12 protein-coding genes are annotated in these 14,376 nt (G+C 69.6%); 5 read left to right on the top strand and 7 right to left on the bottom strand.

Features of this window, described 5'->3' with window-relative positions:
- The first annotated feature begins 545 nt into the window (after positions 1–545).
- Complete coding sequence (locus ISN38_RS01010; RefSeq protein WP_004425760.1) at positions 546–1,193, top strand: response regulator; 648 nt, start codon at positions 546–548, stop codon at positions 1,191–1,193.
- Positions 1,194–1,305: 112 nt separating this feature from the next.
- A complete protein-coding gene (locus ISN38_RS01005; protein ID WP_004425762.1) occupies positions 1,306–1,896 on the top strand; it encodes a putative glycolipid-binding domain-containing protein in 591 nt (196 codons plus the stop codon).
- Positions 1,897–2,082: 186 nt separating this feature from the next.
- Here the strand turns inward: ISN38_RS01005 and ISN38_RS01000 are convergent, their stop codons facing one another.
- On the bottom strand, positions 2,083–5,610 hold the full coding sequence (locus tag ISN38_RS01000; protein ID WP_206712016.1) for an Rne/Rng family ribonuclease: 3,528 nt from the start codon (positions 5,608–5,610) through the stop codon (positions 2,083–2,085).
- 394 nt (positions 5,611–6,004) lie between these two features.
- On the opposite strand from ISN38_RS01000, the gene ISN38_RS00995 reads away from it, so the two are divergent.
- Positions 6,005–6,997, top strand: a complete 993-nt coding sequence (locus tag ISN38_RS00995; RefSeq protein WP_003474753.1) for an RluA family pseudouridine synthase — start codon at positions 6,005–6,007, stop codon at positions 6,995–6,997.
- 49 nt (positions 6,998–7,046) lie between these two features.
- Here the strand turns inward: ISN38_RS00995 and ISN38_RS00990 are convergent, their stop codons facing one another.
- The 4 genes from ISN38_RS00990 to ISN38_RS00975 all read right to left on the bottom strand — a co-directional run bounded on the left by ISN38_RS00990 (position 7,047) and on the right by ISN38_RS00975 (position 10,725).
- Positions 7,047–8,864: a DUF3300 domain-containing protein gene (locus ISN38_RS00990; RefSeq protein WP_058195552.1), complete on the bottom strand. Its 1,818-nt coding sequence runs from the start codon at positions 8,862–8,864 to the stop codon at positions 7,047–7,049.
- Positions 8,865–8,995: 131 nt separating this feature from the next.
- Positions 8,996–9,817: a zinc transporter ZupT gene (gene zupT, locus ISN38_RS00985; protein WP_003468701.1), complete on the bottom strand. Its 822-nt coding sequence runs from the start codon at positions 9,815–9,817 to the stop codon at positions 8,996–8,998.
- 117 nt (positions 9,818–9,934) lie between these two features.
- A complete protein-coding gene (locus tag ISN38_RS00980) occupies positions 9,935–10,378 on the bottom strand; it encodes an energy transducer TonB (RefSeq protein ID WP_003468700.1) in 444 nt (147 codons plus the stop codon).
- 5 nt (positions 10,379–10,383) lie between these two features.
- A complete protein-coding gene (locus ISN38_RS00975) occupies positions 10,384–10,725 on the bottom strand; it encodes a 4a-hydroxytetrahydrobiopterin dehydratase (protein WP_003468699.1) in 342 nt (113 codons plus the stop codon).
- A 90-nt stretch (positions 10,726–10,815) separates the two neighbouring features.
- Here ISN38_RS00975 and ISN38_RS00970 point away from each other — a divergent pair, with 90 nt between their 5' ends.
- Positions 10,816–11,412, top strand: coding sequence for an NfuA family Fe-S biogenesis protein (locus tag ISN38_RS00970; RefSeq protein ID WP_003468698.1), 597 nt, complete (start codon positions 10,816–10,818; stop codon positions 11,410–11,412).
- Positions 11,413–11,428: 16 nt separating this feature from the next.
- Positions 11,429–13,123, top strand: a complete 1,695-nt coding sequence (locus tag ISN38_RS00965; RefSeq protein ID WP_058358632.1) for a hypothetical protein — start codon at positions 11,429–11,431, stop codon at positions 13,121–13,123.
- Positions 13,124–13,358: 235 nt separating this feature from the next.
- Here the strand turns inward: ISN38_RS00965 and ISN38_RS00960 are convergent, their stop codons facing one another.
- Positions 13,359–13,820 carry a c-type cytochrome gene (locus ISN38_RS00960; protein WP_003468695.1) on the bottom strand — a complete coding sequence of 154 codons (462 nt, stop codon included), beginning with the start codon at positions 13,818–13,820 and terminating at the stop codon, positions 13,359–13,361.
- 7 nt (positions 13,821–13,827) lie between these two features.
- Entirely contained in the window at positions 13,828–14,205 is a 378-nt protein-coding gene (locus ISN38_RS00955) for a c-type cytochrome (protein WP_038237712.1), read from the bottom strand.
- Between the last annotated feature and the right edge of the window lie 171 nt (positions 14,206–14,376).

Raw genomic sequence — 14,376 nt, 5'->3', positions numbered from 1 at the left:
CTCCCTGCCCACCGTCCTGCTCGCAGCGAAGCTTCCATTCCGTTTGCGACGCTCGCTGCGGGTTGGAGCAGTGCATGCCCCATCCGCGCCTGGATTGACTTTTCTTATTCGCCATCTACCTGCGGCTAACGTAGCTGACCGATTGTTCGGGCAGCGGCGTATCGGTCAGCAAGGCGAGGGCATGCGCGCGCAGCGTAAGGGCCGACGTACCCCCGCCGGCTGATGCGTTGGATCGCGTTTTTGCGTGCTTGGCTCCGAGCCAGCGTGCTCGCGCCGATGGCGAAATCCACCGCAGTCGTTGCGGCGGTCATCTACTGGCGGAGATTCTTCAGGGCAGACTAGAGGAGCGAACAGGCTGGTCACTCGCCCCGCGTGCCGAGCCTTGAATAAGTTCGGTGTGGTGTTTTTCAGCATGATGACAGCGCAGTGCGACTAGTGAGCGAACTGTGAAGGCTGGATGGTTTTGTCTACAAATTTCGGTTGCCCTGAACAGTTCACGCCGCTAGTCTGAACGTGTGGCGTTCGCTGCGTTGGGGTTATACGAGATGGCCATCAGGGTTTTTTTGGTCGACGATCACGCTCTTGTCCGTACTGGCATGAAGCTGATCCTTTCGAATCAGACCGATATCGAAATCGTCGGTGAGGCCGAGAGCGGCGAGGTCGCCATGCCGCAGATCCGTCAGCTCAAGCCGGACATCGTGCTCTGCGATCTGCACATGCCTGGCGTCAGCGGGCTCGAGGTCACCGAACGTATCGTCAAGGGCGATCATGGCACCAAGGTCATCATCGTGTCGGTGCTGGAAGACGGCCCGTTGCCCAAGCGCCTGCTCGAGGCCGGCGCGTCCGGCTACGTGGGCAAGGCGGGCGACGCGCAGGAACTGCTGCGCGCGGTACGCGATGTGGCGATGGGCAAGCGCTATCTCGGTGCCAACATCGCGCAGAATCTGGCGCTGGCCAACCTGGAAGGCGGCGGTTCGCCGTTCGATGCGCTGTCCCCACGGGAACTGGAAGTCGCTCTGCTGCTGACCCGCGGGCTGCGGCAGGAGGACATCGCAAAGCGCTTGAGCCTCAGCGCCAAGACGGTCAACACGCACAAGGCGCGACTGTTCGAGAAGGTCGGCATCCACGACAACATCGCGCTGGCGCGCCTGGCAACGCAGTACGGCCTGCTGGATCCGGCGCATCCGCTTTAGCGCCACGGGTTTTCCTTGCGCAAAGGAAAGCGACCTGACGGGTCGCTTTTTTTGTGCTCCTCGTGTGCATGCGCTGCCGTCGGATGTCGCCAGTTTGCAGGGTTTGCCTCGGGTGTCCGCCCGCGGCATCATCCGCGGCATGCACACCGTTGCCTCCATCCTGTGGCGCAGGCTCGACGCACCGGGCCATGACGCTTGCCGGCTCCAGCGCAACGCTAGCGCATGGCAGCTCGACGGCGCCGCCGTGTTCCGCCTCGAACACGGCCGCATCGGCCAGTTGCAGTACCGCGTGCAATGCGACCTGCACTGGCACACGCAAAGGGGCACCGTGCGCGGCTGGCTCGGCGGCGGGACGGTCGACCTGGCGATCGCGCGCGATGTGCGTGGCCACTGGAAGCTCAACGGTCGGCCGGTGGCCGACGTGTCGCACTGCATCGACCTCGACCTCGGCTTCACGCCGGCCACCAACCTGCTGCAACTGCGCCGGCTTCGCCTGGCAGTGGGCGAGGGTGCCGACGCCCCGGCCGCCTGGGTCGACCTCGACGGCGGCGGCACGCTCAGCGAGCTCATGCAGCGCTACGCGCGCACCGCCGACGATGCCTACGCCTACCAAGCGAAGCGCTTCGGTTATGCGGCGACGCTGTGTGCGACCGGTGAGGGCTTCGTGCGCGACTATCCGGGGCTCTGGACCGCAGAGGCCTGAGCGGTCGCTCCAACTGCCAGCGTCTCCCCCCCCAGCGGTTCCCGATTCCGTTTTCGGTCCGCGCCGATCGTGTGCGCCCAAGCTGCCCACGGCCCGGATGTAGTGCGCAAATAGAGATGGATCCACGCCCAGACAAAAAAGCGGCCCGAAGGCCGCTTTTTTTCTGTTGCGAAGAACGGCGCCGGATCAGCTGGCGCGTTCCTTGTGCTCCTTGTCGTCGTCGCTCTCGCCTTCGCCGGACTTGGCGTGCGGCTGGTGCTGGGCGACAGCGACCGGCGCATCCGCCGGAGCTGCAGGCGGCGCATCGAACAGGCCGGTGCTGGCCGCGGCAGCGGCAGGTGCCGGTTCGGCAGCGCTGGCTTGGCTGCGCTCGCTGTCGTCGTTCGACACAGTGGCGGCAGCGGCGACCGGTGCGTGCGGCGTCGGTTCGGCCGCGGCGGCCGGCGCCTCGTGCAATGCGTCCAGCAGCGTGGTCTGCACCGGCACGTAGGCCGGCGCTGCTTCCTCTGCGATCGGTTGCGTTGCCGCAGCGGCTGCTTGCCGCGGCTGGGCAACCAGCGGCGACGGCGTTGCAGGTTCTTCGGCTGCTGCGGCCGGTGCCACTGCCGTTTCCGCTGCCGCCGCTGGCGGCGTTGCGGCGATCGGCGCAGGCCGTTCGACGATCGGCGTCGCGGCCGGTTGCGTCGCGGCCTCGATTGTCGCCGGCGTTGGCTCGGACGGTGCCGACTCGACGACGAACGACTGGGCAGGTTCCGCTGCAGGCGCTGCCTCGACCTGTGCGGCATGTACATCGCTGGCCGGCGGCAAGGGCGCTGCCACTACCGGCGTCGCTGCTTGCGCAGGCGCTGCCGCGACGTGTGCCGATGCCGGTGCCGGCTCGGCAACGGCAGGAGCCGTTGCGATCGCAGCCACAGCGGCTGCAGCAACCGGCGCAGCCTGGGTTGCGGCAGGGTCGGTTCCCGTGTCGGTGACTGACGGCGCAGCAGCGACAGGCGTCTGCGCGGCATCAGGCTGCTCATGACGCGGCGTACGTGGCGGCCGCGGCTCGCGCTTCTCTCGCGGGACACGCGGCGCTTGCTGCGGCTTGGTTTCGGTGGCTTCGGCGGGGGCCGCATCGTCGTCGAAATCGAACTCCGGCTGGCTGCGGCTCGGCGCTGGTGCGGTTTCGCCGTCGCCTTCGCTATCGCCTGCATCCAGGTCGTTGTCGTCGAACGCTGCACCCTCGCTGCCGCTGCCGGCTTCGCCATTGCCGCGACGACGGCGACGGCCGCCACGACGACCGCGACGGCGGCGGCCACCGGCCTCGCCATTGGCGTCGTCGCCATCGCCGTTCTCGCCAGCGGGGACGGCCTGCGCGGTTTCCGCTGCGCTCTCGCGCTCATCGACGCTCGCCTGCGCCAGGTTCGGCTGCGCTGCTGCCGCTGCCGCTGCCGGCGCGGCGCTGGTGGCCTCGCTGGCCGGTGCATCGCTGCTCAGCGCGGCTGCACCACCGGCCACGGCAGCGGCCGCGATCGTGGTGACGTCCTGCACAGCGGCAGGTGCGGTGACCGGCTTGACCGCACTCTCGTCCTGACGCGGCTGGCGCTGCGGCTTGTCGCTCTGCAGGGCGGCCTGTGCCGGGTCCTGCTGCGGCCTGGGTTGGCGCGGCGGGTTCTGCGGCTGCTGCTGCTTCGGCGCCTTCGGCTGCTGCGGCGGGTTCTGCTGCGGCTTGGCTTGCTGCGGCGCCTGTTCGTTGCGCGGCGACTTGGCTGCAAGGTTCTGCTGGCCTCCCTGCGGGTTGCCGCCGCCGTTGCCCGGACGACGCTCGTCGCGGCGCACGTTGCCGCCATTGCCGCGTGCGGCATTGCCGCCCTGGCCGCCGTTGCGGTTGCCGTCGCGCCGCGCGTTGCGGTCGCTGCGGTCGTTGCGGTTGCGGTTGCCGTCGTGGGCGCGCTGGCGCTGCGCCGGTTCGTTTGCGGCCGGCGCCGGGGCCGGGCTTTCGCCGGCACCGAAGATCCGCTTCAGCCAGCCGACCACGCCGGTGGCCGGGGCCGCGACCGGGGCGGGGGCCGGCGCCTGGACCTGCACGGGCGCGGCGACCGGTTCGGGCGCCTCGACCACTTCGCGCACCGGGGCCGGCTGCGAGTGCTTCACATTGGTCACGGCGGGTGCCGGGATGTTCAACTGCGCCTTGGTCAGCGCATGCACCGGCAGCTTGCGCGGGGTGTTGCGCTGGTAGCTGGGCTTGGCGCTTTCCTCGCCGAGCTCGTTCTCGCGCAGGCGGGTCACTTCGTAGTGCGGCGTGTGCAGCTGCTCGTCGGCGACGATGACGATCGGCGCGTCGTGGCGCTTCTCGATCTCGCTGAGCGCGCGGCGCTTCTCGTTGAGCAGGTAGTTGGCGATCTCCACCGGGGCCTGCACCAGCACCTGTCCGGTGTTCTCCTTCATCGCATGCTCTTCGGCGACGCGGATGATCGACAGCGACATCGATTCGACGCTGCGCATGCGGCCGTGGCCGTCGCAGCGCGGGCAGACGATCTGGCTGGACTCGCCCAGCGACGGACGCAGGCGCTGGCGGCTCATCTCGAGCAGGCCGAAGCGCGAGATGCGGCCGATCTGCACCCGCGCGCGGTCGTACTTGAGCGCGTTCTGCAGGCGGTTCTCCACCTCACGCTGGTGTTTGTTGGAGGCCATGTCGATGAAGTCGATGACCACCAGGCCGCCGAGGTCGCGCAGGCGCAGCTGGCGCGCCACTTCTTCGGCGGCCTCCAGGTTGGTCTGGAACGCGGTGTCCTCGATGTCGCTGCCCTTGGTCGCGCGCGAGGAGTTGACGTCCACCGCGGTCAGCGCTTCGGTCTGGTCGACCACGATCGAGCCGCCGGACGGCAGGCGCACGCTGCGCTCGTAGGCCGCCTCGATCTGCGATTCGATCTGGAAGCGGTTGAACAGCGGGATGTCGTCGGTGTAGTGCTTGAGCTTGCGCAGGCTCTGCGGCATCACCTGCTGCATGAACTCCTGGGCATCGCCGTACATCTCGGGGGTGTCGACCAGGATCTCGCCGATGTCGGCGCGCAAGTAGTCGCGCAGGGCGCGGATGATCAGCCGCGATTCCTGGTAGATCAGGAACGGCGCCGGCTTGGCCAGCGCGGCTTCGGCGATCGACTTCCACACCTGCAGCAGGTAGTCCAGGTCCCACTGCAGCTCTTCGGCATCGCGGCCGACGCCGGCAGTGCGGATGATCACGCCCATGTCGTCGGGGATGTTCAGCTTGTCCAGCGCTTCCTTCAGCGCGGCGCGGTCCTCGCCCTCGATCCGGCGCGAGACGCCGCCGGCGCTGGGCGAGTTCGGCATCAGCACCATGTAGCGGCCGGCCAGCGAGATGAACGTGGTCAGCGCGGCGCCCTTGTTGCCGCGTTCTTCCTTGTCCACCTGGACCACCACTTCCTGGCCCTCGCGCAGCAGTTCGCGGATCGTCGCCTTGTTGTGGTCGACGCCGGCCTGGAAGTAGTCGCGGGAGATTTCCTTCAGCGGCAGGAAGCCGTGGCGCTCGCCGCCGTATTCGACGAAAGCGGCTTCGAGCGAGGGTTCGAGCCGCGTGATGCGGCCCTTGTAGATGTTGGACTTCTTCTGTTCCTTGGACGGCTGCTCGATGTCGATGTCGTACAGGGTCTGGCCGTCCACGATGGCCACACGCAGTTCTTCTGCCTGCGTGGCGTTGATCAGCATTCGCTTCATTGTTGCGTTCCTCGCGCTGCTACCGCGCGGAACGCCATGGGGTTTCGCTTCTGGTCACGCTTCGCCGCCCATCGCGCAGGCGCGGGGAGGGCAGCTTGGGTTTCCAGCGCTACGACACCACGGCGAGCCGCGGGAGCGCTTCTTTCTTTTAGGTGGTTCAGGACCGGCGGCGACTCCAGCCAGGCTGGGCGCCGCACGGGGCATGTTCAGCGCGGACGCTTGTGGCGTCCGGCGATGGCCGGGTAGGCCGGTGAGCCGCTAACATGGCCGCCCCGGGGGCGGTGGTCGCGCACTGTGCCGGAATCGTCGCAAGCCGGGCTTCTGGCCCTGCGCTAACTTCCAACGAAATCAAACCCTTATCTCGCCGCCCGAGTGTAACAGAATAAACTGCCTGATGACTTCCCCCCCGATCCCTCCCAAGCCGCGCGACGTCGCGACCAGCGCGGTGCGCATTCTCAAGGTCCCGGAAGACAGGGCCGGACAGCGCGTGGATAATTTCCTGCTCGGCCAGCTCAAGGGCGCGCCGCGCAGCCTGATCTACAAGCTGATGCGCAGCGGCCAGGTCCGGGTCAACGGCGGCCGCACCAAGGCCGAGCGCAAGCTGGAGGCGGGCGACGAAGTGCGCATCCCGCCGGTGAAGCTGCACGAGGAGGGCGAGAAGACCGCGCCGCCGGACGCGTTCATGGCCCGGCTGGAGGCGGCGATCGTCTACGAGGACGCGCGCTTGCTGGCGCTGAACAAGCCGTCCGGGGTCGCCAGCCATGGCGGCAGCGGGATCAGCTTTGGCGCGATCGAGACCCTGCGTGCGTTGCGCCCGAACCAGTCGCTGGAGCTGGTGCACCGGCTCGATCGCGACACTTCCGGTCTGCTGATCGTGGCCAAGAAGCGCTCGGCGCTGACCGAGATGCAGGCGCTGATGCGTGAGGACGACCGGGTCGAGGGCCGCGGCATCAGCAAGCGCTACCTGACCCTGCTGGTCGGGCGCATGCCAGACGGGGTGATGAGCGTGGACGCGCCGCTACACATCGGCCTGCGCCAGGGCGGCGAACGCCATGTGCAGGTGAACGCGGGTGGCAAGGAATCGCTGAGCCATTTCCGGGTGCTGGAGCGGCGCGGCGGGCATTCTTATTGCGAGGTGCGGATCGAGACCGGCCGTACCCACCAGATCCGCGTGCATGCCCAGCACCTGGGGCATGCGGTCGCCGGCGACGACAAGTACGGCGATGCGGCAGTGAACAAGCGCCTGCGCGAGCAGATCGGGCTCAAGCGCCTGTTCCTGCATGCCGCGTCGCTGGAATTCACCCTCGATGGCGGCAAGACCCCGTATCTGCTGAATGCGCCGCTGGCCGACGAGCTGGCCGAGGCGCTGAGCCGCCTGGGCGGCTGAACCACGCGCGGCCGGGCGTCGCTGTCGCACGCCGCCCGGCCCGTGCCGTCTAACCGTTGTGCTTGTCGTGCTCGCGGTGCGGCTCGGAGTGCGCTTGCGCCGGGCGCGGCGCTGGGCGCGGCTCGGCCGCTCGCATCGGCTGCTGCCGCGGCGGCGCGATCCGGGCCATGTGCTGCTCCTGCATCGGCGGACGCTGCTGTTCCTGTCGCGGCATGGCCTGAACGCGCTCAGGGAACTGCCGCATCGGCGCCTCCCGGTGCGCTGGGGCCTGCTGCTGGGCAGTGAAGGCGGCGAACTGGTGCGGCGCCTGCCGTGGCGGTTCGGACTGGGCGAATCGGGCCTGCTGCGCGCGCGCATCCTCACGGTGCGGTGCAGGCATGGACAGCGCATGCGGCGGCGCTGCATGCGCCATCTGCATGTTGCCCATCGGCATCGGCGCGTTGGCGTGCGGCGCCTGCGGCATGGTGCGGCGTTGCACTGCGGCGGCGTTGGCCATCGCCATGGCGTGGCGGGGATCGCTGGCGGACATCGGCATCGGCGCGTGCCGCGATTGCGCGAATGCCGGCTGTGCACGCGCATCGTGGGCAGCATCCCTTGCGTTCTGGCCGCCCAGCCCCGGCAGCGGCGCGCGCTGCGCGGCGTTCGCGACGACCGGACGGCCCGGTTGCAGCATCCGCTCATTGAAATGCGGCGTGGACAGCTGCGCATAGTCGAGCGCGTGGCGTGGCGCCGCCGCAGGCGCGAACTGCGCCGCGGGGCCGCGCGAGTTCTGCGCCAGATGCGGCGCCAGCGCGGCGGCCGCGGCGACCGCAGGCATCGCCGCCAGCGCCGCCTGCTGCGGGAAGCTGCGGTTGTCGTTGTGCACGAAGCGGCGCGCGTCGATCCGGTTGTTGCTGATGTTATTGCTGATGTTATTGGTGATGTTGTTGTTGATGATGGTTGTGCGCGGCGCATAGACGCGGTTCTGGTAGACCACGTAATGCGGCGCCGAGGGCGGGGCGTTCCAGTTCATGCCCCAGCTGTTCCAGCCCCAGGGGTGCCAGGCCGGTTCCGGTTGCAGCCAGCCCAGCGGGCCGTGGTGGCGGTGCTCCAGCGCGTCGCCGACCAGCACGCCGACGCCGAAGGAGATGATGCCGGCAGTGACCAGATCGCCTTCGCTGTAGTAGCGCGGGTGGTAGCGGTATTCGCGGTAGACGTCGACCGGTGCGCCGTAGACCACGTCCGGATCGTAGCGCGGCACATAGACCACATCCGGCTGCGCCGGTTCGATGACGATGGTCTGGCGCGGCGGCGGGATCCGCTCGTCTGCGTAGGCCGGTTCCACCACCGTGCGTTGCACCATCTGCACCCGTTGCTGCGGCGTGCTGCGCAGGTGGCCCTGCGCCTGCGCGCGCCCGCGCATGACCTGGATCGCGTCGAGGACTTCGTTGGGGTCGTGCGCATAGGCATCGCCGAGCGCGCGGGTCCAGTCGCCGTTGCTGGCCAACTGGTCGATCACCTCGGGAAACGCGGTCAGCGCCTTGACGCTGGGATCCCATGGCTGCGCCGCGGCCGCCTTCAGGCGATCGGTCGCGGCCAGGCCGCTATTGCTGCGCAGCCAGCCCTGAGCGTCGCCGACCTGGTCCGGATACACCGAGGCAGCCAGGGTCTGCGCAAGCAGCTTGTCGGGGAACAACGCGATCGGCGCGACCAGCTTGTACAGCTGCTCGGCGCTGGGCGGCAGGTAGGGGGCGGGCGCGGGCGCGGCGGCGGTCGCGGCGGCCGGGGCTGCTGTTGGCGACGGCTGCTGCTGGCACGCGCTCAGCGCCAGCATGCTCGCGGCGGTGACCAGCGCCAACTTCGTGGATGGCAGGGAGCGGATATCCATGCGGCACCTTTGCGACTGGCGTTCGTGAAGTTGCGCCCAGGATGCTCTGTGTTGCATGTCTGCAAGCTTTCTGCGACGCGCCGCAACGCCGGTCGCGCCAGCGTCCGTTCAGACAGGCCGCCTTTGCCGGCTCAGGGCGTGGTGGACAGGCGAAACAGCACCAGGCTCAGCGCCAGCGTGGCCATGCCGGCGACCAGTCCGTACACGGTTTCGTGGCCCTTGGCGTAGCGTTTGGCCGCCGGCAGCAATTCGTCCAGCGCCAGGAACACCATCACCCCGGCGATGACGCCGAAGACCGAGCCGAAGATCGCTTCGGACAGGAACCGCGACAGCGCCACGTAGCCGATGATCGCGCCGATCGGCTCGGCCAGCCCCGACAGCAGGCTGGCGGCGAAGGCGTAGGACTTGCGTCCGGTGGCGTAGTGCACCGGTACCGCGATGGCGATGCCTTCGGGAATGTTGTGCACGGCGATCGCGAACGCCAGCGGCATGCCCACGGTGGGGCTTTCCAGGGTGGCGAAGAAGGTCGCCAGGCCTTCCGGGAAATTGTGCGCGGTGATTGCCACCGCGGTCAGCAGGCCGACGCGCTTGACGTAGGCGTGGTTGTCGGCACGGAACAGCGGGTCCTGGGTGTTGAGGCTTTCGTGCGGATTGGGCACCAGCCGGTCGATCACCACGATCAGCGCCATGCCGGCCAGGAACGCCAGCGTGGCATAGGCGTAGCCCAGGCGTGGATCGAACGCGTGGCTGAAGGCGGCGACCGACTTGCCGAGGATCTCGGTCAGCGACACGTACACCATCGCACCGCCGGCGAAGGCCAGGCCGAAGGCGAGCAGGCGCGGGTTCGGCCCCTTGGTGAAAAGCACCAGCACACTGCCCAGGCCGGTGGCCAGACCGGCGGCCAGGGTCACCGCCAGGGCGACCCACACGTTGTGCGAGGGAATATCCAGCATGCGCCAGGCGGCTCCTGTGTCCAGAGGGCGATGAAAGCGGGCGCGAGGCTGGTGCAGTGTGAAGGCGACGCCGCGCCGCGGTCGGCGCCGCGCGCGGAAGCGGCCCGGGGGCCGCGCTCAGTTGGCGTGGTGCGCTTGCGCGTCGAGTGCGAAGCAGCGGTCCGGCCGCGGCTGCGGCGGGTTGAAGTTCACCGGCACCTGGATCATGCGCGGCACCGCCTTGCCCTCGCGCGTGGCGGGGTTGAAGATCCACTCGCGTACGCGCTGCTGCGCCGACGCGTCGAGCTTGGGCTGGCCGCTGCTGCTGACCAGTTGCACGTCGGTGGGCTTGCCCTGCACGCCGACCACCACGCTCAGCACCGCCTTGCCACCGAGTCCGGCGCAGGCCAGTTCGATCGGGTAGTCCGGCGGCGGGGTCTGCACCGCGGCGACTTCGGTCGGCGCGGCGGCCACGCGCTGGGTCTGCGCTTGTTCGGACTTGCCGCAGCCGCCGAGCAGCAGCATCGCGGCGAGCGGCAGGCAGGTGGCGGCGAGCATGGAACGGCGGGATGCGGCTGGCATGAGGGTCATTCCGGTAGGGCAGAGGCTTTGGCGGCGCAGATGAAGTCGTTTTCGCTGAGGCCGCCGACATCGTGGGTGGAATAGCGCACCACCACGCGGTCGTAGTGCACGCCCAGGTCGGGGTGATGGTCTTCGCGGTGCGCGATCCAGGCCAGCGCATTCACGAACGCCAGGCTGCGGTAGTAGTCGGGGAAGCGGAACGTGCGGCTGATCGCCATGCCGTTCTCGACCAGTTCCCAGCCGGGCACCTGCGGCAGCAGTTCGGCCAGGCGCGCCTGGGTGAGCTTGTATTCGCTGCCCTTGCAGGGCGCGCAATGGGCCTGTGCGAGCGGGATCAGGTCGTTCATGTCGTGGTCTCCGCGGCGTGGCGGCTGAACGTGCCGCCGATGGGGAAGGTTCGCGATGAGCCGGTCGCGTGGAAGCGCTAGAATAACCGCATGATCCAGATCTCCGACAATGCGCAGACCCATTTCCGCAAACTGCTCGAACGCGAGGCCGTGCCCGGCATGGGCGTGCGCCTGAGCGCGGTCGATCCCGGCACCGCACGCGCCGACGCGCGGCTGGAGTTCGCTGAACCGGCGGACCTGGCCGGCGACGAATGGGCGATCGACTGCGCCGGCTTCACCTTGTATGTGGCCGCCGACAGCGTCGGCTGGCTGGACGGCGCCGAGATCGACTACGTTACCCAGGGTACCGGCCAGCAGTTGACGATCAAGGCGCCGAAGATCAAGGGCGAGGCCCCGGGCGAGGCCGCCTCCCTGGTCGAGCGCGTGCGCTGGGTGGTCGAGAACGAGGTCAACCCGCAGCTGGCCCAGCATGGCGGCCGCGTGGCGGTGCAGGAAGTGTCGGCCGAGGGCGTGGTGCTGCTGCGCTTCGGCGGCGGCTGCCACGGCTGCGGCATGGCCGACGTGACCCTGAAGCAGGGCATCGAGAAGACGTTGATGGGGCGCGTGCCAGGCATCACCGCCGTGCGCGACGCCACCGACCACGACAGCGGCAGCGCCCCGTATATCCCGCGCGACTCCGCGGCCTGATTCCGTCGCCACGCCAGTGACGCGCGCCGCCGACATCCTCGACGCGTTGTTGGCGCGCTCGCCGCGCAAGCTGCTGCGCGATCGCCGCAGCGGCCTGCCGTACGGCTGGGCGCACTGGATCTCCTCGCAGCCGGCCGTGCCGCGCCCGTTCGTCTGCTCCGAGTTGCTCGCGGCGCTGCCGCAGCCGCTGCCGGCAGCGACGTCGCGGCTGCCCGCACTGAGCCCGTGGCAGGCGTTCCGCCGGCTGTGGTGGCAGGACTGGGATCCGGCACCGTACGACCAGCGCTGGTGGCGGCGGATCGCGGCGCTGGTCAGCCTGGCCTTGCATCTGTTGTTCGCGCTGTTTCTGCCGTGGGTCGCCTTCGTGCGCTGGTTGCCGCCGCGTCCGGACGCAGGCGAGGCCGGGCGCGTGCAGGTGGAATTCGTCGGTCGCGGCACTCCGGCCGACACCGGTGGCGGCGCGGCGGCGCAAGATGCCGCGCCCGCCGCGCAGCAGGCGGCAGCGGCAAGTGCGCCGCGGGCCACAGCGACGACTGCCGCCACGCAGCCTAAGACCGCCACGGCGGCGCCTGCCGCCTCCGCCGCAGCGGCTGCAAGCACCGCGCAGGCCGTGACCAGCCCACCGCCGCCGCAGGAGCAATCGCTGCAGGTCACCGAGACCGCGCAGCCGCGCAGCGATTTCGTGCTGCCGCCGCCCAGCGTGCGCGAACCGACCCTGACCCTGCGCGAGATCGCGCCGCCGAGCGTGCAGGTGCCGGAGCGCGACGTCGACGTGGTCACCGAGATTCCGACGGTGGCGCCGCTCCGTCCGCGCGAACTGCCGGTGCCGCGCGCGCCGGCGCCGCAACTGCAGGTGCGCGAGCGCGAAGTGCCCGCGCCGTTGCCGCAGGTGCAGGTGCCGATGCCGCAGATCCGCGCGCGCGACCCCGCACCGACGCTGCGTACGCCGGAGGCGCCGCAGGTGCGACAGATCGAAGTGCCGACGCCCGCCACAGTGGCAACGCCGACGCCGACGCCGACGCCGACAGCAGCGGCTGTGCAGCCCGAGGCGACGGCCAGCGCGGCCTCGGCGCAGACGCCGGCCCAGGCCAGCACCACGGCGCAGGGCAAGGCCGAGACGCGAACGCCGACCGGCAACGGCGCCGCGCCGCCCGGTAGCCAGGCATCCGCACCGGGCAGCGGTCCGGCGGCGGTCGCGCATGACGGCGGCTGGGCGACGCCGCAGCGCGGCGACGACTGGGGCGCATCGGCGCGCAACCGCGCCGGCGATGCCGGAGCCGGCGCCAGCCAGCGCAATGGCATGTTCAACGCCGATGGCAGCGTGCGCGTGCCCGGCGGCGACGGGCAGGGCAAGGCGCCGCCGCGCGGCGCGCCGGGAAGCAAAACCGACAGCTGGTCGCGCGACCGGATCGCCAATGCCGGGCAGTGGCTCAAGCGTCCGCCCTACGACTACACGCCGACCTCGTTCGACAAGTACTGGTTGCCGAACGCGACGCTACTGGAAGAGTGGGTGCGGCGCGGCATCAAGAGCGTCAACATCCCGATTCCCGGCACCAGCAGCAGCATTTCCTGCGTAATCTCGATCCTGCAGCTGGGCGGTGGCTGCGGCATCACCGATCCGAACCTCAACGACCAGCCCGCCGGCGCGCGGCCGCCGCCGGCGGTACCGTTCAAGCCGGGCCTGCAGGACGACAACGGCAGCGTGAAGTAGGTAGCGGCAGCGCGCGCATCTGCACGGTGGAGTTCACAGCGATCCGCCAACATGCAGACGCCTGGATCTTGTAGGAGCGGCTTCAGCCGCGACAGGCGTTACCGATAGAGTCTGTCGCGGCTGAAGCCGCTCCTACAGGATGTGCGGCCGACGCGGTGCGTGCACTGCCCGGCACCTTGCGCCGGCTACGCCACGTCTGCCGCACGCACTAGCGGCAAGACGCCGGCGCACGCGGTCACTTCAGCCCGTGCAGATCGCGCAGTTGGGTGGCGCGCGAGCCGAAGTACGCGGCCAGGTCGGCGACGTCCTGATCGCTGAGCGGCGCCGCCTGCGGGGTCATCAGCGGGTGCTGGCGATCGCCGGCACGGTAGGCCTGCAAGGCATGCGCGACGTAGTCGCCGTACTGGCCGCCGAGCTTGGGATAGCTCGGGTCGATCGGCGCGTTGCCGTCGGCGCCGTGGCAGTCGATGCAGCTCTGACCGGTGGCCTTGCCCTTGGCGTGGGCCAGTTTTTCGCCGGCGGCGACGCGTCCGCCGGGCAGGCCGGCGGACGAGCCGGAACCGTGCTCGCCGCTGGCGTGGCCGGGGTCGGCGGCGGACTGGCTGGTGGATTCCACCTGCGATTGCGAACACGCCCCCAGGCACAGGGCAGCAAGCAGGACGATGGCGTGACGCAATGCGTGCGCGGCTTTCGGCATGGGAGGGCTACTTGAGGGTGGTCAGGTAAGCGGCGATGTCGGCGATGTCCTGGTCGGAGAAGCTCTCCGCCTGGGCCTGCATGGTCGGATGCTTGCGTTTGCCGAGCCGGTATTCGCTCAGTGCCTGGATCAGGTACTGCGCCGACTGGCCGCCGATCTTGGGGACCCGGTAGCTCGGATAGGCGTTCTTGTAGCCGGTCACGCCGTGACAGCCCTGGCAGGTATAGGTCAGCAGCCTGCCGTTGTCGGCATTGCCGGCGACGGCTGCGGGAGCGGCTGGAGCGGCAGCGGCGGGCGCCGGCGCGGTCTGCGCCGCGGCCGGGGCGACCCCGAGAGAAACGAGTACGGCCAAAGCAAAACAAGCGGCTAGCGGCTGCGTGCGCATGGTTTCGTGGTCCGGAGGACGGGACTGGGCGTTCCGGCGTGGGGGAACACGGAACGACCCGAGTATAGCCTGGCCTTTCGCGGCTCCGAAACAGGCCCTGGCAATCCTCCACGCTGCGCCACGCAGGGGGCCATGACCTTTGGCTCATTCACCTGGGCGTCATCAGGTGAT

The organism is Xanthomonas translucens pv. undulosa, assembly GCF_017301775.1.
GTDB classification, from domain to species: Bacteria; Pseudomonadota; Gammaproteobacteria; order Xanthomonadales; family Xanthomonadaceae; genus Xanthomonas_A; species Xanthomonas_A translucens.
Note: the sequence above shows the minus strand (reverse complement) of the source record. Positions and strands in the feature narration are given on the sequence as shown.